Raw genomic sequence first — 22,096 nt, forward strand, 5'->3', positions numbered from 1 at the left:
CGACGGCGCAGGGAGGGCCGGCCGGTCAGTCGACCTTGGGGTAGAAGAGGCCGAGGCCGTGCTTCTGCAGCACCTCGTAGGCCTCCGCATACGTCTCGGGCTCGGGCGTGCCGGGCGCCGCGTAGCGCGCGAGCAGCAGCCCCAGCAGCCCGCGACCCGGGGGACTGAGCGGCTTGTGCTTGTGGGGACCGTCTTTCAGGTCCGAGACCTGGTCCTCCGCAGGGTTCGGCGGCACGTACATCGGGTGCACCACCGGCCAGGCTGCGGGGTCGCGCGGCTCGTCGAGGTTGACCACCGCGAACAGGTCGCGGGCCTCGGCGTCACGGCGGGTCAGCGGCCGCAGTCCGTGCAGGCGCGCGAGCGTCGCGAGCACCGCGGCGTGGTGCATCTCGTCGTGGACGATGGTGCCCGCCCGCGTGTACGCCGACACCGCGATCGCCGGAACGCGGACGCCCAGCCGGTCGAAGGCGAACCCCATCTCGCCGGGTGCGTCCTCCGCCACGGGAGGCGTCGCGGCCGGCGGTGCCACGTGGTCGTAGGTGCCGCCGTGCTCGTCGAACGTGATCAGCAGCAGCGTGTTCAGCGCATTCGACCCGTCGGGCGTCGCGCTCTCCTTCACGGCGTTGTAGACGTCGGCCACGAGCTTCTCTCCCGCGCGCACGTCCGACACGGCGGAGTCGGCGATCTCCGAGCCGTCCACTTCGCTCTCGCGCATCGCGCCGAAGGGCGGATGGAAGTCGTTGTGGTTGTACACGAGGCGCGGCTCGATGAAAGCGTAGGCGGGCAGACGGCCGGCGGCGGCGTCGTCGAAGAACTCCGACATGTGCCCGAACCTGCCCGTGCGCCAGTACTGCTCCAGTACGGGTGCGTGAAGGATCCCGGTGAGCGACACCAGCTGCAGCTCGTCGAAGTACACCTTCCACGAGATGCCCGCGTCTTCGAGCCGATTGAAGATCGTCGGGGTAGGCGGCGCGTCGAGCCACTTGTCGTAGCCGCCGGCGTGCTTGTTCGTCACGAAGCCGTGCGAGGTCGAGGCGTGGAAGAACGACCGGTTGCAGTAGGTCTGCGACGGCACGGCCGCGAACCAGGCATCGAACACCGCGAAGCCCCGGGCGAGGGTGGACAGCACGGGCAGCTGTTCGGGTGAGAAGCCGCCCATGATGTGCGACGCCTCGTCGAGGGTCGGCTCCGTGCCGCGCAGGCGTGTGACGTTGTTCCAGTAGTCGCGCAGGAAGCCGTCCATCGACGGCACGCTGCCGGCCGGCGGTGCGTTGAACGGATGCTGCATGTCGCCGACCTGACTCACGGCGTTGCCCTGCGGGTCCACGGTCCCGAACAGCTGGGTGTTGACGTGGGGGAACTCCTCGCCCGGATCCGGATCGGGGCGCGCCATCACCTCGTCGGTGGGGCCGGAGTAGGTGTGCACACTCACTCGCTCGCCGGACGGCGCGGTGTTGGCGTAGTCGCCGAAGGCGAGGCCGTCGAAGGTCTCGCCGTCGGGGAGGGTGTCGGGGGTGTACAGCCAGCCGAGCAGGTTGTCGAACGATCGGTTCTCGCCCATGAGCACCACGACATGGTCGAAGCCCGGTTCGGAGCGGGCGGGCACGGCTCCGATGTCGACCGAGCCCTCACGGTAGCCGGCGGCGTGACCGATCGAGGCCCCCGCGGCCGCGCCGACGGCGTCGCCCACGACGAGGCCGGCGGCGGCGACGCCGCCGAGCTTCAGGAAGTCTCGCCGCGAGCTGGCATCGATCGCGCCGGGCGCACGATCGTCACCGGGCGTCCCGGTGCCTTCGACGCGACCCGCCCCGCCGGCGTCGTCCTCCTGGCCATGCCCCGCCATGGTCCGTCCAGACTAGGCCCCGGCGGCTTCGCCCGCCATTCGGCTCACGCGGTGAGCGACGCGCGCGCCATGGATCGAAGGATGCCGCGCACGTCGCGCTCGCCGGGTCGCGAGCGCGATGCACGCACTGTGTGCGGGGTGGAGTTGATGAGACCGAAGCACGCGTGCGCGCGGACGCGGAGGTCGTCCTCGTCGCGGCCGGGATGGACGGTGGACAGGATGCCGATCCAGACCTCGACGTACTCGCGCTGCAGGCGGCGCACCGTGTGGCGGTCGTCGTCGCTGAGGCTCGCCAGATCCCGATCCTGGACGCGGATGACATCGGCGTCGCGCAGCGCGAACTCGACGTGGAACGCGATGATCGCCTCGAGCTGGTCATCGGCGTCATCGTGCTCGGCGAGCACGGCGCGGCCGCCCGCGAGCAGACGCTCGCTCACCTCGACGAGGATCGCACCCAGCAGCGCCTGCTTGTTGGCGAAGTGCCGGTAGAGCGCCGGTCCGCTGACGCCGACCGCGTTGCCGATGTCTTCGAGACTCACGCCGCTGAAGCCGCGTTCTGCGAAGAGCGCGGCGGCCTCGTGCAGGATCGCGGCGTGACGATCGGCCTTGGCGCGCTCGCGATCGGTGACACCGGTCATTCTCGTGCTCCGCTTGTCATTTCAGTTAAGGCTCGCTAACCTAAAGCTCAGTTAGTGAACACTAACCAATCCGATCCCGTCCCGACAACGGACGTGATCCGATCGTGACGTCGACGAGGATGCGCGGGAGAACCGGATGAGCGTGCTGAGCACCGCCGCGGTGCACGACGAGGCTTTCGCCCGGGCGCGCGACGCCCAGCAGCAGCTGGCCGCGCGGCTGCGGGAGCGACTGGCCGCGGCATCCCTCGGCGGCCCCGCCGCATCGCGCGACCGGCACGTCGCCCGCGGCAAGCTGCTGCCGCGCGACCGCGTCACGCGGCTGCTCGACGAGGGGAGCCCGTTCGTCGAGGTCGCGCCGCTGGCGGCGGAGGGACTGTACGGCGGCGAAGCGCCCGCCGCGGGCGTGATCGCTGGCATCGGGCTCGTGCACGGCCGCCATGTGATGGTGGTCTGCAACGACGCCACGGTCAAAGGCGGCACCTACTACCCGATGACCGTCAAGAAGCACCTGCGCGCGCAGGAGATCGCGCTCGAGAACCGGCTGCCCTGTGTCTACCTCGTCGATTCGGGCGGAGCCTTCCTGCCGATGCAGGACGAGGTCTTCCCCGACCGCGACCATTTCGGACGCATCTTCTTCAACCAGGCGCGGCTGTCGGCCGCCGGCATCCCGCAGATCGCCGCGGTGCTGGGCTCGTGCACGGCGGGCGGCGCCTACGTGCCGGCGATGAGCGACGAGACGGTGATCGTGCGCGACCAGGGCACGATCTTCCTCGGCGGCCCGCCGCTCGTGAAGGCGGCGATCGGCGAGGTCGTGACCGCTGAGGAGCTCGGCGGGGGAGAGCTGCACGCGCGGCGGTCGGGTGTGGTCGACCACCTCGCCGAGGACGACGAGCACGCGCTCGAGATCGTCCGCGACATCGTCGCCACGCTGCCCGCCCCGGCGGAGCCCGCGTGGGACGTCGTGCCGTCGACCGAGCCGGTGGCGGCGGCATCCGATCTCTACGGTGTCGTGCCGGTCGACGTGAACCAGCCGTACGACGTCCGCGAGGTGATCGCCCGGCTCGTCGACGGCAGCGAGCTGCACGAGTTCAAGCGCGAGTACGGCGACACGCTCGTGACCGGGTTCGCGCGCATCCACGGGCACCCGGTGGGCATCGTGGCCAACAACGGCGTGCTGTTCAGCGAGTCCGCCCTCAAGGGCGCCCACTTCATCGAGCTGTGCGACCAGCGCGGGATCCCGCTGCTGTTCCTGCAGAACATCTCCGGCTTCATGGTCGGGCGCGACGCCGAAGCGGGCGGCATCGCGAAGGACGGCGCGAAGATGGTCACCGCCGTCGCCACGACCCGCGTGCCGAAGCTCACCGTCGTGATCGGCGGCTCGTTCGGCGCCGGCAACTACTCGATGTGCGGGCGGGCGTACTCGCCGCGGTTCCTCTGGACGTGGCCCGCCAGCCGCATCTCGGTCATGGGCGGCAACCAGGCGGCCTCGGTGCTCTCCACCGTCAAGCGCGATCAGCTCGAGGCCCGGGGCGAGGACTGGTCGCCCGAGGACCAGGCCGCGTTCGAAGCGCCCATCCGCGCGCAGTACGAGGAGCAGGGCGACCCGTTCTACGCGACGGCGCGCCTGTGGGACGACGGCGTCGTCGACCCGCTCGACACCCGCGACCTCCTCGGCCTCGCCCTCGATGTCGTCTCCCGCACGCCGCTCCCCGAACCGCGCTTCGGCGTCTTCCGGATGTGATCCCCGTGCTTCGACAGGCTCAGCAACCGGGGGAGCAGCCCCGCACCACCGAGGGATTCGGCACCGTGCTCGTCGCCAACCGCGGCGAGATCGCGCGCCGGGTGATCCGGACGCTGCGGCGGCTCGGCATCCGCTCGATCGCCGTCTACAGCGATGCCGACGCCGCCGCGCCGCACGTGCGCGAGGCGGACGAGGCCGTGCGCATCGGTCCGGCGGCTGCCGCTCAGTCGTATCTCGACATCGACGCGGTCGTCGCCGCCGCCGTCCGCACCGGCGCTCAGGCCGTGCACCCCGGCTACGGCTTCCTGTCGGAGAACGTCGCGTTCGCGAGGGCGTGCGCGGAGGCGGGCATCGTCTTCATCGGCCCGGGGGAGCGCGCGCTCGAGGTGATGGGCGACAAGATCCGTGCGAAGGACCACGTCGGGGCGCACGGCGTGCCGACTGTTCCCGGCTTCAGCGCCGTCCGCGAAGACGGCACGGCGATGACGGATGCCGAGATCACGGCGTCCGCCGAGCGCACGGGCTACCCGCTCCTGGTGAAGCCGTCGGCGGGCGGCGGCGGAAAGGGCATGCAGGTCGTGCGCACCGCCGAGGAGCTGCCCGAGGCGCTCGCGACGGCCCGCCGGGTCGCCGGCGCCGCGTTCGGCGACGACACGCTCCTCCTCGAGCGGCTCATCGAACGCCCCCGTCACATCGAGGTGCAGGTGCTGGCCGATGCGCACGGCGCCGTGGTGCACCTCGGCGAGCGCGAGTGCACGCTGCAGCGCCGGCACCAGAAGGTCGTCGAAGAGGCGCCGTCGCCCGCGATCGACGCCGACACCCGTGCGCGCCTGGGCGCGGCGGCGTGTGCGGCCGCGGCATCCGTCGACTATCGGGGCGCCGGCACCGTCGAGTTCCTCGTCGCCGCCGCGCGCCCCGACGAGTTCTTCTTCATCGAGATGAACACGCGCCTGCAGGTGGAGCACCCCGTCACCGAGCTCGTCACCGGCTTCGACCTCGTGGAGCAGCAGCTGCGCATCGCCGTGGGCGAGCCGCTCGCCTTCGCGCAGGACGACGTCCGCCTCGACGGACACGCGATCGAGGCGCGCGTCTACGCCGAGTCGCCCGAGCGCGGATTCCTCCCCGCGACCGGAGAGGTGCTCGCGTGGCGCTCCGCAGACGGAGCGCGCACCGACTCCGCCGTCGAAACGGGGAGCGCCGTGACCGCCGACTACGACCCGATGATCGCGAAGGTCATCGCGCACGGCGCCGATCGTGCGGAGGCGCTGGACAGGGCCGACGCCGCGCTCGCCGAGACCGTCGTGCTGGGCGTCGACACCAACATCGGATTCCTCCGCGAGCTGCTCGCGCAGGACGGCGTGCGGACAGGCGACATGGACACCGGCCTGATCGACCGCATGCCGGCCTTCACGGCTGCCGAGCCGAGCGTCGACGCGCTGCGCGCCGCCGTCGAGATCGCGTGCTCTCGCCAAGGAGGCGCGTTCTCGACGCACGGATCGGGTCGTCTCGGCCAGAGCGCGCGATCGCCGCGCGCAGGCGAGGCATGGCGGGCGCTGCCGGGATGGCGCGCCGGCGCACCCTCGGCGCCGGCGCCCGCCCTGCTGCTGGACGACGCCGGCACGCTGCACACGGTGTCGACGGCGGGACGCGACGGCTCCGGTCGCCTCGACCTCATGGATGCGGCCACACCGTCCACCTCCGGCCGCGCCGCGCCGGTCGCGGCCGTCGACGCGGAGGGCGCCGTGTGGGTCCACGCCGACGGCGCGACGCATCGCCTCCGGCCGCTGACCCGCCGCGCCGCGATGGAGCGACGCCTGGCCGCGCGCGAACGTGCGGCCGCGGCATCCGATCCCGAACTGCGCGCCCCGATGCCGGGCGCGGTCGTCGCCGTCCACGTCGCCGACGGGGTCGCCGTCGCGACGGGCGACCGCATCGCCACGATCGAGGCGATGAAGATGGAGCACCCGGTGCTCGCGCCCCACGACGGCGTCGTGCGGCTCGACGTCGCCGTCGGCGACCAGGTGCGCCGCGACCAGGTGCTCGCCCACGTCGACGTCGCCGACACCACCGAATCCACCCCTCACGCGTCCGCCCACGAGGCCGCCGCGTCCGCCTCCTGACACCCGAGGAGCATCATGAGCAACCGACTGGGCTACGACGCCTACGACCTCACCGACGACGAGCGCGAGCTCGCTGCGATGGCGCAGCAGTTCGCCGACGAAGTCGTCGCACCGCGCTCCTACGAGGCCGACCGCACGCACACCCTGCCGCTCGACGTCGTCGCGCAGATGGGGGAGCTGGGTCTCTTCGGCCTGCCGTTCCCCGAGGAGTACGGCGGGCAGGGCGGCGACTACTTCGCACTGTGCCTCGCGATCGAGGCGCTCGGGCGGGTCGATCAGTCGCTCGCCATCACCCTGGAGGCCGGCGTCAGCCTCGGGGCGATGCCGGTGTTCCGGTTCGGCACCGAGGAGCAGAAGCAGCAGCTGCTTCCCGACCTGCTGGCGGGCACGGCGCTCGCCGGATTCGGCCTGACCGAGCCGGAGGCGGGATCGGATGCCGGCGCCACCCGCACCACTGCGCGGCTGGAAGGCGGCGAATGGGTGATCAACGGCTCGAAGCAGTTCATCACCAACTCCGGCACCGACATCACGCGCTTCGTGACGGTCACCGCCGTGACGGGCGAGGCCGACGGGCGCAAGGAGATCTCCACGATCATCGTCCCCAACGGCACGCCCGGCTTCACCGTCGAGCCCGGCTACGACAAGGTCGGGTGGCGCGCCTCCGACACGCATCCGCTGACCTTCCAGGACGCCCGCGTGCCGGAGGGCAACCTCCTCGGCGAGCGCGGGCGGGGCTTCGCGAACTTCCTGCACATCCTCGACGAGGGACGCATCGCCATCGCGGCGCTCTCGACAGGAGCGGCGGAGGGATGCCTCGACGCGGCCGTCGACTACGCCACGAAGCGGACGGTGTTCGGCGAGCCGCTCGCGACGCGACAGGGCATCCAGTTCATGATCGCCCGCATGCAGCAGCGGGTGCACACCGCCCGGCTGGCCTGGCATCACGCCGCCCGCCTGCGCGACGCCGGCAAGCCCTTCAAGGCGCAGGCGGCGATGGCCAAGCTCACCGCGAGCGACGCCGCCATGGACAACGCCCGCGACGCCACGCAGATCTTCGGCGGCAACGGCTTCATGAACGAGTACCCGGTCGCGCGGCACTACCGCGACTCGAAGATCCTCGAGATCGGCGAGGGCACCAACGAGGTGCAGCTGCTCGTGATCGCGCGAGCGCTGGGCGTCGCGTGAGGGTAGCGTGACAGAGGTGACTGCGGAGAGCGCCGACGGCTCGGGCGCCGGGAGCGGCCCGGTCCCCGGGCACGACCCGGACCGGCCCGGCGCGGGCGCCGATGCGCCGCGCGAGATCGTGCAGCGCGGGCTCTACTACGACGAGCTCGAGGTCGGTGCCCGGTACCTGCATCGCCCCGGCCGGACCGCGACGGAGGCCGACAACGCGCTGTTCTCGTCGATCACGATGAACACGCAGGCCCTGCACCTCGACGCGGCCTTCTCCGAGACGCAGCCCTTCGGCCAGCGCCTCATGAACTCGATGTGGACGCTCGCGACCATGGTCGGGGCATCCGTCTCGCAGATCACCCAGGGCACCCTCGTGGCACAGCTCGGCCTCACCGACGTCTCGTTCCCCGCGCCCCTCTTCCACGGCGACACGCTCTACACCGAGACCGAGGTCGTCGACAAGCGTCTGTCGGCGTCGCGGCCCGGCCAGGGCATCGTGACGCTCCGCCATACCGGCCGCAATCAGCGCGGCGACGTCGTCGCCCTCGCCACGCGCACGGCGCTGATGTGGTGCGCACCGCAGACCTGGGAAGGAACCCCATGACCTTCGACCTCGGCCCCGCGCTGCTGTTCTGCCCGGCCGATCGCCCCGAGCGCTACGCCAAGGCGTTCGACCGCTCGGACGCGGTGATCCTCGACCTCGAGGATGCCGTGGCGCCCGCCGACAAGACCGCGGCGCGCGGCCACCTGATCGAGTCCGAGCTCGACCCCGCCCGCGTCATCGTGCGGGTCAGTCCGCCCGAGACCGACGCGTTCGCCGCCGACCTCGCGACGCTGTCGCAGACCGACTACCGGCGGATCATGGTCGCCAAAGCGCAGTCGCCGAAGCGGATCGCGAAGATCGACGCGCGGTTCGAGGTGGTCGCCCTGTGTGAGACGGCGAAGGGCGTCGCCCAGGCGGATCGCATCGCGGCGCTCGACAACGTGGTCGCGCTGATGTGGGGAGCGGAGGACCTCGTCGCGAGCATCGGCGGGACGTCCAGCCGCAAGCCCAACGGCCGCTACCGCGACATCGCGCGCTACGCCCGCGCGCGGGTGCTCCTGGCCGCGGGCGCACGCGGCAAAGCGGCGATCGACGCGGTGCACCTCGACATCGACGACGTGAAGCGCCTGGCGATCGAGGCAGCGGATGCCGCGGCATCCGGATTCCGTGCCACCGCGTGCATCCACCCGAGCCAGGTGGCGGTGATCCGCGCCGCGTATCGTCCGGACGAGAAGACCGTCGCGTGGGCGCGGGACGTGCTCGCTGCCGCCCAGGAGGAGCGCGGCGTGTTCTCGCACGAGGGGCGCATGGTCGACGAGCCCGTGCTGCGGCACGCGCGCGGGATCCTCGCCCGCGCCGACGGATGAGCGCCGACGGATGAGCGCCGAGTCGGAGCTCACTCCGCGGATCGGCGTGGTCGCCCGCCGTGAGCTCGCCCTCCACGGGATCACCGGCTACGACGATCTGACGGTCCGATCGCGCGCCGAGCTGCTGGCGATCCACGGCGTCGGGCCCAAGGCGATCCGCATCCTCGAGGAGGAGCTGGCGGCTCGCCGTCAGTCCTTCGCCGGCTGATCCACGCGTTCGTCGGCGATCGCCCTGGCCACGCGGCCGATGAGGTCGTACGGGACGTCCTTCGTGTGCGGGAAGACCACCGAGTCCTTCTCGGCGCGGTAGGGCGCGATCTCGGACTGCAGCGGCTCGGGAAGGGGCGGCACAGGATAGAGCCCGATGTGCTTCTTCCACCCTGCGAAGTGCAGCGCGTACCGGCCGCCGAGCATGACCGCGGCGATGCCGTAGCGGATCTTCTCCTCCGGCGCCGTGCCCGAGGCGGCGGTCACCTGCGACACGATCTCGGAGCGGATGCGGCGGAGTCGATCGGCGACCTCCGGAGGGAAACCGGCGATGTACTCGTCGACGGAGGCAGGGCTGGCCATGGCGCCGAGCCTAGGCCACCAGCCCCGCGTACGCGATGAGCCGGAGGTGGTCGCGCTCGTAGACGAAGTCGTGGTGCGAGCCGTTGGCCAGCCGCTCGCCCTCCGGCGGCAGCGCGCCGGCGGTCGCGTGACGGATCACCTCGCGGATGAGGGCGCCATGGCTCACGACGATGAGGGATGCCGCGGCCGGCGCGGTCGCGCGGCGGTGATCCCGGACGACCCGCCCGAGCGCGCCGATGGCGCGCCGTCGCAGCTCCGGCCACGGCTCGGCGCCCGGGACCTCGGCGGCGTGCCAGTCACCCCAGCGGGCGCGGAACTCGTCGACCCCGATCCCTTCGGCCTCGCCGTAGGAGCGCTCGCGCAGCCCCGCGTAGGTGCGAGGCGCAGGAAGACCCAGCTCGGCGGCGATGATCTCGGCGGTCTCGCGCGCGCGGGCGAGATCGCTCGACACGATCGTCGCCGGAAGGTCACCGTCGAGCCGCTCGCGCAGCACGGCCGCGGTCGCGCGCGCCTGCGCCCGGCCGTTGTCGTTGAGGGGGATGTCGGTCGCTCCCTGAATGCGGCGGTCGCGGTTCCAATCGGTCTCGCCGTGTCGGATCAGGGTGAGCGCGGTCATGCTTCGACCCTACCCGCGGCTTCTGGGAGCCGGCCGCGTCACGACAGCGGCGGCAGACCGTCGGCCAGCGCCCGCAGCACCTCGCTCGTGCCGGCGTCGATCTTGAGGGTCGCCCGCGCGTCGGCCCGGGTCGCCCCGCGATTGACGATCACGACGGGCAGCCGACGACGCCGAGCGCGTTCGAGCAGCCGGATGCCGGAGTTCACGACGAGCGACGACCCCGCCACGATCAGCGCGTCGCTGGTGTGGACCAGCTGCTCCGCCTCCCGGAACTTCTCAGCGGGGATGAACTCGCCGAAGAACACGACGTCGGGCTTCAGCATGCCGCCGCACACGCTGCAGTCCGGGATGCGGAAGCCGTCCGTGCTCTCGGGGAGCACGTCGCCGTCCGGACCGAGCGGCACGTTCTCGGGCACGCGGATCCACGGGTTGTCGTCCTCGACGCGGGCGGCGAGGTCGCGACGGTCGAAGACCTGCCCGCAGTGCGTGCAGAAGACCCGGCGCATCGTGCCGTGGAGCTCCACCACGCGCCGGCTGCCGGCGCGCACGTGCAGTCCGTCGACGTTCTGCGTGACGACGCCGGTGGCGAGGCCGCGGGCCTCGAGATCTGCGAGCGCGCGGTGCCCGGGGTTGGGCTCGGCCGCCGCGAACGCCTTCCAGCCGAGGTGCGAGCCGACCCAGTAGCGGCGTCGCGAGGCGTCGCTCGAGAGGAACTGCTCGACGGTCATCGGCGTGCGCACCGGTGCGCCCGCGCCCCGGTAGTCGGGGATGCCGGAGTCGGTCGAGACGCCCGCGCCGGTCAGCACCGCGATCCGCCGGCCCGCGAGCGTGTCGATCGCGAGGGCCACGGCATCCGTCGTCCGGGCATCCATTCCGGTCGCGATCGTCGTCACGGCGCACCCCCTTCGCGTCGAGTGTAGGCCCGGAGGTTTTCGGGGATGTTACGGCCGCCCGTGCAGCGGGTGCCGGGGCGCGGGCGCCCGCGTGCGCGGAAGCGCGCGTGCGACGATGGGACGTGTGCGCGCGACCTTGATCACCGATGCCGCCGATGACCGGCTCGCGGACTACCGCGACCTCACCGATGTCGCGCTGCGGCGCGTGATCGAGCCGGAGGGCGGCCTGTACATCGCCGAGTCGGCCAAGGTGATCGCGCGGGCGATCGCGGCTGGCCACCGCCCGCGGTCGGTGCTCGTGCAGGAGAAGTGGCTGGCGGATGTCGAGAAGCTGGTGACGGATGCCTCCGTCCCGCTGTACGTCGTCACGCCCGAGATCGCCGAGGCGCTGACCGGGTACGTCGTGCACCGGGGTGCGCTGGCCTCCATGCACCGTCCGCCGCTGCCCGCGGTGGCGGAGGTCGTCGCGGACGCCCGGCTCGTGGTCGTGCTCGAAGACATCGTGGATCACACCAACGTCGGGGCGATCTTCCGCGCCGCCGCAGGTCTCGGCGCCGACGCGGTGCTGGTGAGCCCGCGCTGCGCCGATCCGCTCTACCGGCGGAGCGTGCGGGTGTCGATGGGCACGGTCTTCCAGGTGCCGTGGACGCGGCTGCCGGAGTGGAGCGAGGCCCGCACGGTGCTGCACGACGCCGGATTCGAGCTCGCGGCGCTCGCGCTCTCGGACGACGCCGTGTCGCTCGACGCGTTCAGCGCCCGGCGGCCCGAGCGGGTGGCGCTGATGCTGGGTGCGGAGGGCGACGGACTGTCGCGGCGCGCGCTCGAGGCGGCCGACACGGTCGTCACGATCCCGATGGCGGGCGGAGTCGACTCGCTGAACGTGGCCGCGGCCAGCGCCGTGGCGCTGTGGGAGCTGCGCGGCCGCTGACCGCGGGCTCGAGGCCCAGGCGCCCGGCGGCCCACACGGCGGCGGCTCAGGCAGAGGGCAGCTGAGGCGCCCGGCGGGCGGTTCAGCTGCCGCGGCTCACGCGCCGGGGCGGACCGTCAGCTCGGTGAGGTCGGCGTCGCGCGGCAGGTCGAGGGCGGTCAGGATCGTCGCGGCGACCGAGGCCGGGTCGATCCACTGCGAGGCGTCGTAGTCCGCGCCCTCCTGCTGGTGCACCTTCTCCTGCATCGGCGTCGCGGTGCGGCCGGGGTACACCGTCGTGACGCCGACGCCGTTCGCGCGCTCCTCCTCGCGCAGTGCGTCGGCGATCGCGCGCACCGCGAACTTGCTGGCCGCGTACGAGCCCCACTCCGGGCTGACCCGCAGGCCCGCGCCCGAGTTGACGAACACGACGCGCCCGCGTGCCGTCCGCAGCGCGGGCAGCATCAGGCGGGTGAGCTCGGCGGGCGCCACCGCGTTCACGTTGAGCTGGTGCTGCCAGGTGGCGACGGGCGTCTCGCCGACGGCACCCAGCTCGACCACGCCCGCGACGTGAACGAGAGAATCGAGCCGCGCAGGCAGGCTCTGGTGGCTGAAGGCCCACGACAGGCGTCCAGGGTCGGCGAGGTCGCCGACGAGCGTCTGCGCATGCGGGAATCGCGCACGGAGCTGCGCGGCCCGACCCGCGTCTCGCACCAGCAGCCAGAGCTCGTCGCCCCGCTCCGCAAGCCGATCGGCGAGGGCCGCGCCGATGCCCGAGCCTGCTCCGGTGATCAGGTGCGTCGCCATGTCAGACCTCCTCGCCCTTCGCATCGGACGGCGGGACGGGGCCGGGAGCCACGGTGATGACGGGCAGCGGGTCGGGCCGCTTGGCCCGCACCTGGTCGCCCGACGACTGGTGTCGGAGACGGCGCAGCACCCACGGAACGAGGTACTCCCGCGCCCAGACCAGGTCGACCGCGCGCGCCTCGCGCCACGTCCGCATCGGGAACGGGTCGGGCTGCATCGGCAGGAGGTCGTTGGGGACGTTGAGTGCGCGGAGCACCATGCGGGCCACCTCGTGGTGGCCGAGCGCGTTGTAGTGCAGGCGGTCGTCGTCGAAGAAGCGCATGTCCTGCACTTCTTTCAGCGCCCACTGGTCGGCGACGATGCAGTCGTATCTGTCGGCGATCGCCCGGATGTTCTCGTTGTAGATCGCGACCTTGCCCCGGATCCCGCGGAAGACCGGCGTGAACGCCGTGTCGATCCCCGTGAAGACCACGACGGTGGCGCCGTCGCGCGAGAGGCGCACGACCGCGTCCTCGAAGCGCTGCGCGACGAGGTCGGGGTCGCCGTTGGGGCGGATGACGTCGTTGCCGCCCGCCGAGAACGTCACGAGGTCGGGCTTGAGCGCGATGGCAGGCTCGACCTGCTCGTCGACGATCTGGCCGATGAGCCGGCCGCGGATGGCGAGATTGGCGTAGGCGAAGTCGTCCACCTGCTCCGACAGGACCTCCGCGACGCGGTCGGCCCATCCGCGGTAGCCGTTGGGTGCCGACGGCTCCGGGTCGCCCACGCCCTCGGTGAAGGAGTCGCCGAGCGCGACGTAGCGCCGCCACGGGTGCGGCTGCGCGTTGGCGACATAGGGGCTGCGGGGATCTTGCGTGGTGGACATCGGTGTTCCGTTCCGTCGGCTCGTGACCGTCAGCCAGGCTATCGCGCGGGCGGGACACGGACGGGCGCCGCAGCCGCGCCGACGGCGACCCGGATGTCGTGGCGGTCGTCTATCGTGGTGACTCGTTGTCTACGGGGGAGGTGCATTCGGTGACGGACGAAACGACGATCGAGTCGCCGCCCGAGCTCGCCGAACCATCCGCGCCGTCCGCCCACAGCGGCGAGCCGCACATCGGCAGCTTCGCCGCGGAGCACCTGTCTCCGACCTATCCGCAGCGCGCGCCGTGGGGCACCGCGCAGCGTCTGCGTGCGTGGCAGGCCGAGGCGCTCGACCTGTACTTCGGGCTCGATGGGCCCGACGGGCCTGGAGGCGGCCCCAGGGACTTCCTCGCCGCGGCCACCCCCGGCGCCGGCAAGACCACCTTCGCCCTGCGCCTCGCCAGCGAGCTGCTGCGCCGCCGCATCGTCAACCGCATCGTGGTGGTCGCGCCGACCGAGCACCTGAAGACCCAGTGGGCCGATGCCGCGGCCAGGGTGGGCATCCGGCTCGACCCCGCGTTCAGCAACCGGCACTTCGCGCCCGCCCGCCAGTACCACGGCGTCGCCGTGACGTACGCGCAGGTGGCGGTCAAGGCATCCGTCCATCAGCGGCTGACGATGGACGCGCGCACGCTGGTCGTCCTCGACGAGGTGCACCACGGCGGCGACGCCCTGAGCTGGGGTGACGCACTGCGCGAGGCGTACAGCCGCGCGACGAGGCGCCTGCTGCTGAGCGGCACGCCCTTCCGCAGCGACACGGCGCCGATCCCGTTCGTCGAGTACCACCCCGACGCGAAAGGGATCCGCGTCTCGCGCACGGACTATGCCTACGGGTACCGCCGCGCGCTCGAAGACGGCGTCGTGCGGCCCGTCATGTTCATGGTCTACGCGGGCCACATGCGCTGGCGCACCAAGACCGGTGACGAGATGGAGGCCCAGCTCGGCCAGGACAACACGAAAGACATCACGTCGCAGGCCTGGCGCACGGCGCTCGACCCGGAAGGCGACTGGATCCCGGCGGTGCTGCGGTCGGCCGATCGCCGCCTGACCGAGGTGCGCGAGCATGTTCCGGATGCCGGCGGCCTGGTGATCGCGACGGATCAGACCGCCGCCCGCGCCTATGCCGCGATCCTGCACCAGATCACCGGTGAGGCGCCGACCGTGGTGCTGTCGGACGAGGCCGAGGCCTCGAGCCGCATCGAGGAGTTCTCGAAGGCGACGAGCCGGTGGATGGTCGCGGTGCGCATGGTGTCGGAGGGCGTCGACGTGCCCCGTCTCGCCGTCGGCGTCTACGCGACCAGCGCATCGACGCCGCTGTTCTTCGCCCAGGCCATCGGCCGCTTCGTGCGCGCGCGTCGTCGCGGTGAGACGGCGAGCGTCTTCCTGCCCAACGTGCCGCAGCTGCTCGCCCTCGCGAACGAGATGGAGCGGCAGCGCGACCACGCGCTCGACCGCGACTCCGACGGCGAGGACGAGTGGAACGCCGAAGAAGACCTGATGGACGCCGCGGAGCGCGAAGACAAGGCTTCCGATGCGCTCACCGAGGAGTTCTCCTATCAGGCGCTCGGATCGCTGGCGCACTTCGACCGCGTGCTCTTCGACGGCAGGGAGTTCGGACAGCTCGCCGTTCCCGGCACCCCGGAGGAGGAGGAGTTCCTCGGAATCCCGGGACTGCTCGAGCCCGACCAGGTGCACGAGGTGCTGATGTCGAGGGTCTCGCGCCAGTCCCGGCACCGGAGTGCGCGCGAGGCGCGCGAGCGCGAGGCCGCGCCCGAGGAGGAGCCGGCGCTGCCGCAGGCGCTGCACCGCACGCTCAAGGAGCAGCGACAGCTGCTCAACAGCCTGGTGGGCCTCTATGCCCGTCAGACGGGTGAGGCGCACGGCCTGGTGCATGCCGAACTCCGGCGCATCTGCGGCGGCCCCGCCGTCTCGCACGCCACCGTCGCGCAGCTGCAGGCACGGATCGACGTGCTGCGCAAGCGCGTGCGCTCCTGACCCGCGACGCGGCCGGCCCGGCGCCGTTCGGAACCCCGAAATGCTGGCAATCCTCGCTTTCGGCGCGGGCACTGCACGCACGGTGGCTAGCGTTGTCGAGTCCCGCACACCCGACCGGAGGCCCAGAGTGACCGCGCCCGCCGCACCCACCGACCGCGACCGCCGCCGCTGGGCGCGCTACCTCGTCAACGAACGCGCCGAGGCCCACGTCTACCGCGAGCTCGCGGGCCGACGCACCGGTGAGGAGCGCGAGATCCTCCTCGCCCTCGCCGAGGCGGAGGGGCGCCACGAGGCCCATTGGCTGGAGCTGCTGGGCAGCGAGCCCGCGCGTCTGCCGCAGCCCGACATCCGCACGCGGATGCTCGGCGCGCTCGCCAAGAGCTTCGGCTCGATCTGGGTGCTCGCCCTCGCGCAGAACGCCGAGGCGCGCTCGCCCTACGACGACGAGCCCTTCGCCACGCCCCGCATGGCCGCCGACGAGAAGATCCACCACGAGGTGGTCCGTGGGCTCGCCGCCCGCGGGCGGCGCCGCCTGTCGGGCACCTTCCGGGCCGCAGTCTTCGGCGCGAACGACGGGCTGGTCTCCAACCTCGCCCTCGTCATGGGCATCGGTGCGACCGGAGTGTCGAGCCAGTTCGTGCTCTTCAGCGGCATCGCCGGTCTGCTCGCCGGCGCGCTGTCGATGGGCGCGGGGGAGTTCGTCTCGGTGCGCTCGCAGCGGGAGCTGCTCGCGGCGACCGAGCCCAGCGACTACGCCGACGGCGCGATCCCGCACCTCGACATCGACGCCAACGAGCTGGCGCTCGTGTACCGGACGCGGGGGATGCCGGAGGCCGAGGCGTCCGCACGAGCCCGCCGCGTCGTCGAGGCGGCGCACGCACTCGGTCAGGGGCGCGCCGACACCGGCCCGATCGGCGTCGCCGATCACGGCGAGGTCGTGGGCAGCGCGTGGGCCGCAGCGCTGTCGAGCTTCCTGTTCTTCGCCTCCGGCGCGATCATCCCGGTGCTGCCGTGGATCTTCGGTCTGTCGGGCCTCACCGCGGTCGTGGTGGCCCTGGTGCTGGTCGGCATCGCGCTCATGTCGACGGGCGCCGCCGTGGGGCTCCTCTCGGGCGCTCCGCCGCTGCGTCGCGCCCTGCGCCAGCTGGCGATCGGCTTCGGCGCCGCCGCGGTCACCTACGCGCTCGGCCTGCTGTTCGGCGTGTCGATGGGCTGACGCGCCCGGGCGCCCGCCGATTCGTTGAACGTCCGGTGACGTGGTAATGTCATTCCTCGGTTGCGAAACCGGAAACCACCTGCGCGGGTGGCGGAATAGGTAGACGCGCTAGCTTGAGGTGCTAGTGCCCGTATAGGGCGTGGGGGTTCAAGTCCCCCCTCGCGCACACAGTGAAGAAGGCCCCCGGAAGGGGGCCTTCTTCCGTTGTGGCGGGCGCCCCGGCCCGTCGGCTGTCGACGCCCTCGCGGGGGAGCGGTTCAGATCCAGCCGCGCTCCTCGGCGACCAGCACCGCCTGCTGGCGCGTGCCCACGCCGAGCTTGCCGAGGATCGCCGACACGTGGTTGCGGACGGTGCCGGGGGCGAGAGAGAGATGCCGGGCGATCTGCCCGGTCGTCTCGCCGCGGCGTCCGGCGCGGAGGACGTCGAGCTCGCGGTCGGTGAGCGGCGACCGCTCGTCGCTGAGCGCATCCGCGGCGACCTCGGGGTCGACATAGCGGCCGCCCGCTGCGACCCGCCGGATCACGGCCGCCACCTCGTCCGCTCCGCGCGACTTGGGCAGGAACCCCGACACCCCCGACGACAGCGCGCGGCGCAGCACCCCGGGCCGGGCATGCCGCGTCACCACGACGCAGCGCGTGGCCACGGCACGTGTCACCCGCGAGGCGACCTCGACCCCGTCCATCCCCGGCATCTCGAGGTCGAGGAGGCAGACGTCGGGCACGAGCCGGAGCGCCGCCGCGAGGGCCTCCTCGCCGTCGCCGCATTCCGCGACCACTTCGATGTCGGGCTCCAGCCGCAGCAGGGCGGCGAGCGCCGAGCGGATCATGCCCTCGTCGTCGGCGAGGAGCACCCGGATCATCGAACCCCTCCGGCCGTCTCGGCGGGGAGGGTCACGGCGACGGCGAACTCACTGTCGAGCCGATCGATCGACAGCGTGCCCCCGGCATCCGACACCCGGCGCCCGATGCCCTCGAGCCCTGAGCCGTCGGCGCTGGGCGTGGTGTCGCCGGGGTCGTTGGCGATGACGTAGCGCCACCCCGTGGGCTCGCGGGTGAGCGCCACGCGCGCCCAGGCGCCGCCGCCGTGGCGCAGCGCGTTGGTCGTCGTCTCGCGGATGATGGGCGCCAGCACCGACGCCGGGGCGTCGTCGGCGTCGGGGGAGACGATCGTCTGCACGCTGCTCCCGGCGGCGCGCAGGAGGTCGGCGGCATTCGCGATCTCGTCGCTGAGGGGGACGGAGCGGACCCTCGTGGCGAGGTCGCGGGTGCCCTGACGGGCCTCGTCCACGCTCGCGCGCGCCGCGCGCAGCTGCTCGAGCGCCGCCGGCGGATCCGTGGGCATGAGGCGCTCGGCGAGCTCGAGCTGGAGGGCGATCACCTGGAGGTGGTGGCCCTGCAGGTCGTGGACGTCGGTGGCCACCCTCAGGCGCTCCTGCGTGGCGGCCAGGCGCGCCTCCGACGCCCGGGCACGGTCGACGGTGATGAGGACGTCCCACCACCACAGCGACAGCGCCGTCATGAGCGGAAGAGTCGCACTGAAGAAGCCGAGCAGCCACCAGCTGACGTCGGGCTGCTGCGAGAACGTCATCCGGGCGTCGACGAACCAGGCCGCGCCCAGCAGCAGCGTCCCCGCCGCGACCATGCGAGCGCGCACTCCGGTCGGCCAGTTGAGCAGCAGCACGGACTGCACCAGCGGCAGCGCGGCGACGAGCCACAGTCCCGAGAGCAGCCCGCCGACCAGCCCGACGAGGGCGGCGATGACGAGGGGCGCCAGCAGGCGCGGCCACCGCGCCCACGGGCTCTCATCGGTCCGGTGGCGGTAGTACTGCAGCAGCGGCACCGTCGACGCCGTCCAGGCCAGGCCCGCGATCCCGACCGCGGTCAGAACAGGGGTGGTCCGACCAGCTTCCAGGAGTGTCAGCACCCAGATCAGGGCGACGACGAGCTCGAAGAGCAGCACGCCGGAGGCGGTGTACCACCACGTCGCCCTGATGCCTCGCGTCAGCCGGAGAGGACGTCGGTCCGACTCGCCGGAATCCTGTGCGGCGGGCTCGGAGGGGCGGCTCATGCGTCCCACCCTAGGGGCATGACAGATGTCACCCCCGGCGCGTGCGCACCTCCCGCACGCCGGTGACACCACGGCACTTCCCGGCATCCTCGGGAGCCGATGGACTGTGATCTGTCGGAGGAACACGGCTCCGACGCCACCTCCTCCACAGACTCGAAAGGTGCCGACATGAACCTCATCGACACGTTCCAGAACCTCGTCGCGAACGTCCCCGACCTCCTCCAGCCGCTCATCGTCGCGGGCGCCGCGGCCATCCCCTTCGTCGAGGGCGAAGGCGCCGCCGCCATCGGCATCGTCGGAGGCGTGAACCCCGTGATCGCGGCGGCCGCGGCCATCATCGGCAACTTCGTGTGCGTCACCGTGCTCGTGCTGCTCGCCGCACGCACCCGCTCGGCCGTGGTCACGGCTCACCGCGCGCGGCGACTCGTCGCGGCGGGCGGCGCCGAGGCCGACGCGGTCGCCGACGCCCCCGCACCCGCCGCGGCCGACGACCGCGGCTCCGCCCGCAGGGCGAAGTTCCAGCGCGCCTTCGAGCGTTACGGCGTCCCCGGCGTGAGCCTCCTCGGCCCGCTGCTGCTGCCCACGCAGTTCACAGCCACCATGCTCGCCGGCGCGGGCGTCGGCACGGTGCGGATCCTCGCGTGGCAGGCTGTCGCCATCGTCGGGTGGACCACGCTGCTCACCCTGGTGATCACCGGAGTGGTGGCGGTCGCCCACTGACCCCGCATCCACGGACACGGCCTCCCGGCCCGCGCGGAACGGCGCGGCCGGGAGGCCGTCGTCGCGGAGCGCCGGCGCGAGCAGGAACGACCTGCCAGCGCCGCGAATCGCGAGAGCCGGGAGGCCGGGTAGGTTGGAGCGCATGCCCGAAGCCGAACTCCCCGAAGTCGCCGCGATCGCGCGGGACCTGATCCGCTTCGACACCACGAATCACGGCGGCGGACGCGCCGCCGGCGAGCGCGAGGCCGCCGAGTACGTCGGCGCGTACCTCGAAGGTCTCGGCCTGGCCCCGGAGTACTACGAACCCGTCGCGCGCCGCACGAACGTGATGGCGCGCGTCGTCGGGCGCAACCGCGACAAGCCGGCGCTGGTGCTGCACGGGCACCTCGACGTCGTGCCGGCCATCGCCGAGGACTGGAGCGTCGACCCGTTCGGCGGCGTCGTCAAGGACGGCATGCTCTGGGGCCGCGGTGCTGTCGACATGAAGGACATGGACGCCATGATCCTCACGTCGGTCGCCGACATCCTGCGCGCGGGCGAGCAGCCCGAGCGCGACCTCGTGCTCACGTTCTTCGCCGACGAGGAGAACGGCGGCATCGAAGGCTCGGCGCTGGTCGTCGAGAACCACCCGGAGTGGTTCGCCGGCGCCACCGAGGCGATCAGCGAGGTCGGCGGCTACTCGATCCCCGTCGGCGACAGTCACGCGTACCTTCTGCAGGTCGGGGAGAAGGCCCTCGTGTGGATCCGCCTCGTGGCGCGCGGCCGCGCCGCGCACGGGTCGAGCCTCCACGCCGACAACGCCGTGACCCGTCTGGCCGAAGCCGTCGCGGCCCTCGGCCGCACGGCGTGGCCCGTGACGCTCACCGACACCACTCGCGAGATGACGGCGCGGCTCGCCGGCCTCACCGGCCAGGCCGCGAGCGACCCCGATGCCGTCGCCGCGGCGACGGGCGCGGCATCCGGTTTCCTCCGGTCCACGCTGCGGACGACCACCAACCCGACCGGTCTCGTCGCCGGCTACAAGCACAACGTCATCCCCGATCGTGCCGAGGCGCTCATCGACGTGCGGGTGCTGCCCGGCACCGAGGAGGCGGCCCTGGCCGACATCCGCCGTATCGTCGGCGACGGGGTCGAGGTCGAGGTCGTCCACCAGGACATCGGGCTCGAGGTGCCCTTCTCGGGCGACCTCGTCGACGCCATGGTGGCCGCGCTCGGGCGCCACGATCCCGGTGCGCCGGTCGTGCCCTACCTCATGGGCGGCGGCACCGACAACAAGGCGCTCGCGGCGCTCGGGATCGCCGGGTACGGCTTCGCGCCGCTGCGGCTCCCGGCAGACCTCGACTTCACGGGCATGTTCCACGGTGTCGACGAGCGCGTGCCGATCGACGCGCTGGTGTTCGGCCAAGCCGTGCTCACCGATCTGCTCCGCACCTATTGATTCCCGACGGATGCCGCGGGCCGCGGCATCCGTCTCCTGCACGTCTGAAAGGCGCCCATGCTTCTCGAAGCGATCATCCTCGGCTTCGTCCAGGGACTGACCGAGTTCCTGCCGATCTCGTCCAGCGCGCATCTGCGCATCCTGGGCGAGTTCCTGCCCTCGGCCGAGGACCCGGGAGCGGCGTTCACCGCCATCACGCAGATCGGCACCGAGGCGGCCGTCGTGGTGTTCTTCTGGCGCGACATCGTGCGCATCATCGGCCACTGGTTCCGATCGCTGGCCGGGCGCATCCCGCGGAACGACCCCGACGCGAAGATGGGGTGGCTCATCATCATCGGGTCGATCCCGATCGTCGTGCTCGGGCTGCTGTTCCAGGATCAGATCGAGACCGTGCTCCGATCGCTGTGGATCACGGCGGGCATGCTGATCTTCTTCGGCGTGCTGCTCGGCATCGCCGACCACGTCGGTGCCAAGAAGCGCAAGCTGCAGGACATCACCGTCGGCCACGGCGTGATCTACGGGTTCGCGCAGTCGCTCGCGCTCATCCCGGGCGTGTCACGCTCCGGCGGCACGATCACCGCGGGCCTCTTCATGGGCTACGAGCGCGCGGCCGCCGCCCGCTACGCCTTCCTCCTCGCGATCCCCGCCGTCTTCGGCAGCGGCTTCTTCCAGCTCTTCAAGAGCTTCGGCGAGCCCGGCGTCTTCACCCTCGGCGAGACGGCCGTCGCGACCGCGGTCGCGTTCATCGTGGCGCTCGGCGTGATCGCGTTCTTCATGAACTGGATCTCGAAGCACAGCTTCCTGCCGTTCGTGGTCTACCGCGTGGCGGTGGGCTCCCTGCTGCTGGTGCTGCTGAGCACGGGCGTCATCAACCCCTAGCCGCCGTAGCGCCCGCTCACACACCGGCGCTCCACGTGCTGTCGAGATGACGCGGTCTCGTCGAGCAACCACGCTGTCGGCGCCGACAGCGGGGTTGTTCGCCGAGAAAGCGGTTGGTCGACGGATGCCGCGACCCGGCCGGACCGCGCCCGCCGCGTG

The 22,096-nt window shown here is 72.2% G+C and carries 21 protein-coding genes and 1 tRNA gene; 13 read left to right on the forward strand and 9 right to left on the reverse strand.

The annotated features are described in order from the left end of the window. Nucleotides 1–25 precede the first annotated feature (25 nt). Both IM770_RS01360 and IM770_RS01365 read right to left on the reverse strand, forming a co-directional pair. The gene (locus tag IM770_RS01360) at nucleotides 26–1,843 is read right to left on the reverse strand and encodes an alkaline phosphatase family protein (RefSeq protein ID WP_203579342.1); all 1,818 of its coding nucleotides are present in this window, start codon (nucleotides 1,841–1,843) and stop codon (nucleotides 26–28) included. A 44-nt stretch (nucleotides 1,844–1,887) separates the two neighbouring features. Next, nucleotides 1,888–2,481 carry an SACE_7040 family transcriptional regulator gene (locus tag IM770_RS01365; protein ID WP_203579343.1) on the reverse strand — a complete coding sequence of 198 codons (594 nt, stop codon included), beginning with the start codon at nucleotides 2,479–2,481 and terminating at the stop codon, nucleotides 1,888–1,890. A 136-nt stretch (nucleotides 2,482–2,617) separates the two neighbouring features. On the opposite strand from IM770_RS01365, the gene IM770_RS01370 reads away from it, so the two are divergent. From IM770_RS01370 to IM770_RS01395, 6 genes are all read left to right on the forward strand, one after another. Then, a complete protein-coding gene (locus tag IM770_RS01370; RefSeq protein WP_203579344.1) occupies nucleotides 2,618–4,222 on the forward strand; it encodes a carboxyl transferase domain-containing protein in 1,605 nt (534 codons plus the stop codon). Between the two features lie 5 nt (nucleotides 4,223–4,227). After that, nucleotides 4,228–6,342: an acetyl/propionyl/methylcrotonyl-CoA carboxylase subunit alpha gene (locus tag IM770_RS01375; protein WP_307785334.1), complete on the forward strand. Its 2,115-nt coding sequence runs from the start codon at nucleotides 4,228–4,230 to the stop codon at nucleotides 6,340–6,342. A gap of 15 nt (nucleotides 6,343–6,357) precedes the next feature. After that, on the forward strand, nucleotides 6,358–7,527 hold the full coding sequence (locus IM770_RS01380; RefSeq protein WP_203579345.1) for an acyl-CoA dehydrogenase family protein: 1,170 nt from the start codon (nucleotides 6,358–6,360) through the stop codon (nucleotides 7,525–7,527). A 115-nt stretch (nucleotides 7,528–7,642) separates the two neighbouring features. Continuing rightward, the gene (locus IM770_RS01385; RefSeq protein ID WP_203579855.1) at nucleotides 7,643–8,119 is read left to right on the forward strand and encodes a MaoC family dehydratase; all 477 of its coding nucleotides are present in this window, start codon (nucleotides 7,643–7,645) and stop codon (nucleotides 8,117–8,119) included. After that, nucleotides 8,116–8,925, forward strand: a complete 810-nt coding sequence (locus tag IM770_RS01390) for an HpcH/HpaI aldolase/citrate lyase family protein (protein WP_203579346.1) — start codon at nucleotides 8,116–8,118, stop codon at nucleotides 8,923–8,925. The genes IM770_RS01385 and IM770_RS01390 overlap by 4 nt, the downstream gene beginning before the upstream one ends. Nucleotides 8,926–8,935: 10 nt before the next feature. Then, nucleotides 8,936–9,133, forward strand: coding sequence for a helix-hairpin-helix domain-containing protein (locus tag IM770_RS01395; protein ID WP_203579347.1), 198 nt, complete (start codon nucleotides 8,936–8,938; stop codon nucleotides 9,131–9,133). Here the strand turns inward: IM770_RS01395 and IM770_RS01400 are convergent. The 3 genes from IM770_RS01400 to IM770_RS01410 are packed head-to-tail and all read right to left on the reverse strand — an operon-like array spanning nucleotide 9,115 to nucleotide 10,983. Then, nucleotides 9,115–9,495 carry an iron chaperone gene (locus tag IM770_RS01400; protein WP_203579348.1) on the reverse strand — a complete coding sequence of 127 codons (381 nt, stop codon included), beginning with the start codon at nucleotides 9,493–9,495 and terminating at the stop codon, nucleotides 9,115–9,117. The two genes, IM770_RS01395 and IM770_RS01400, sit on opposite strands and share 19 nt — an antisense overlap. A gap of 10 nt (nucleotides 9,496–9,505) precedes the next feature. After that, nucleotides 9,506–10,111, reverse strand: a complete 606-nt coding sequence (locus tag IM770_RS01405; protein WP_203579349.1) for a histidine phosphatase family protein — start codon at nucleotides 10,109–10,111, stop codon at nucleotides 9,506–9,508. A gap of 38 nt (nucleotides 10,112–10,149) precedes the next feature. Beyond that, nucleotides 10,150–10,983: a Sir2 family NAD-dependent protein deacetylase gene (locus tag IM770_RS01410; protein ID WP_203579856.1), complete on the reverse strand. Its 834-nt coding sequence runs from the start codon at nucleotides 10,981–10,983 to the stop codon at nucleotides 10,150–10,152. 136 nt (nucleotides 10,984–11,119) lie between these two features. On the opposite strand from IM770_RS01410, the gene IM770_RS01415 reads away from it, so the two are divergent. Then, on the forward strand, nucleotides 11,120–11,932 hold the full coding sequence (locus IM770_RS01415) for a TrmH family RNA methyltransferase (protein ID WP_203579350.1): 813 nt from the start codon (nucleotides 11,120–11,122) through the stop codon (nucleotides 11,930–11,932). 96 nt (nucleotides 11,933–12,028) lie between these two features. On the opposite strand, the gene IM770_RS01420 is transcribed toward IM770_RS01415, so the two are convergent. Both IM770_RS01420 and IM770_RS01425 read right to left on the reverse strand, forming a co-directional pair. Beyond that, nucleotides 12,029–12,718: an SDR family oxidoreductase gene (locus IM770_RS01420; RefSeq protein WP_203579351.1), complete on the reverse strand. Its 690-nt coding sequence runs from the start codon at nucleotides 12,716–12,718 to the stop codon at nucleotides 12,029–12,031. 1 nt (nucleotide 12,719) lies between these two features. Beyond that, nucleotides 12,720–13,583: an SGNH/GDSL hydrolase family protein gene (locus IM770_RS01425; RefSeq protein ID WP_203579352.1), complete on the reverse strand. Its 864-nt coding sequence runs from the start codon at nucleotides 13,581–13,583 to the stop codon at nucleotides 12,720–12,722. A 167-nt stretch (nucleotides 13,584–13,750) separates the two neighbouring features. Here IM770_RS01425 and IM770_RS01430 point away from each other — a divergent pair, with 167 nt between their 5' ends. The 3 genes from IM770_RS01430 to IM770_RS01440 all read left to right on the forward strand — a co-directional run bounded on the left by IM770_RS01430 (nucleotide 13,751) and on the right by IM770_RS01440 (nucleotide 16,998). Next, nucleotides 13,751–15,616: a DEAD/DEAH box helicase gene (locus IM770_RS01430; RefSeq protein ID WP_372430631.1), complete on the forward strand. Its 1,866-nt coding sequence runs from the start codon at nucleotides 13,751–13,753 to the stop codon at nucleotides 15,614–15,616. Nucleotides 15,617–15,743: 127 nt separating this feature from the next. Further along, nucleotides 15,744–16,832, forward strand: coding sequence for a VIT1/CCC1 transporter family protein (locus tag IM770_RS01435; RefSeq protein ID WP_203579353.1), 1,089 nt, complete (start codon nucleotides 15,744–15,746; stop codon nucleotides 16,830–16,832). 81 nt (nucleotides 16,833–16,913) lie between these two features. After that, nucleotides 16,914–16,998, forward strand: a tRNA-Leu gene (locus IM770_RS01440). 91 nt (nucleotides 16,999–17,089) lie between these two features. On the opposite strand, the gene IM770_RS01445 is transcribed toward IM770_RS01440, so the two are convergent. Together IM770_RS01445 and IM770_RS01450 are read right to left on the reverse strand one after the other, a co-directional pair. Next, on the reverse strand, nucleotides 17,090–17,692 hold the full coding sequence (locus IM770_RS01445; RefSeq protein ID WP_203579354.1) for a response regulator transcription factor: 603 nt from the start codon (nucleotides 17,690–17,692) through the stop codon (nucleotides 17,090–17,092). Further along, nucleotides 17,689–18,900, reverse strand: coding sequence for a sensor histidine kinase (locus IM770_RS01450; RefSeq protein ID WP_203579355.1), 1,212 nt, complete (start codon nucleotides 18,898–18,900; stop codon nucleotides 17,689–17,691). Before IM770_RS01450 ends, IM770_RS01445 begins: the two co-directional genes overlap by 4 nt. A gap of 168 nt (nucleotides 18,901–19,068) precedes the next feature. Between IM770_RS01450 and IM770_RS01455 the strand changes: the two genes are divergently transcribed. The 3 genes from IM770_RS01455 to IM770_RS01465 all read left to right on the forward strand — a co-directional run bounded on the left by IM770_RS01455 (nucleotide 19,069) and on the right by IM770_RS01465 (nucleotide 21,937). After that, nucleotides 19,069–19,620, forward strand: coding sequence for a small multidrug efflux protein (locus tag IM770_RS01455; RefSeq protein WP_203579356.1), 552 nt, complete (start codon nucleotides 19,069–19,071; stop codon nucleotides 19,618–19,620). A 142-nt stretch (nucleotides 19,621–19,762) separates the two neighbouring features. Then, complete coding sequence (locus IM770_RS01460; RefSeq protein ID WP_203579357.1) at nucleotides 19,763–21,058, forward strand: M20/M25/M40 family metallo-hydrolase; 1,296 nt, start codon at nucleotides 19,763–19,765, stop codon at nucleotides 21,056–21,058. 57 nt (nucleotides 21,059–21,115) lie between these two features. Next, nucleotides 21,116–21,937 carry an undecaprenyl-diphosphate phosphatase gene (locus IM770_RS01465; protein ID WP_203579358.1) on the forward strand — a complete coding sequence of 274 codons (822 nt, stop codon included), beginning with the start codon at nucleotides 21,116–21,118 and terminating at the stop codon, nucleotides 21,935–21,937. Nucleotides 21,938–22,096 lie beyond the last annotated feature (159 nt).

Source organism: Microbacterium hibisci (assembly GCF_015278255.1).
Classification (GTDB): domain Bacteria; phylum Actinomycetota; class Actinomycetes; order Actinomycetales; family Microbacteriaceae; genus Microbacterium; species Microbacterium hibisci.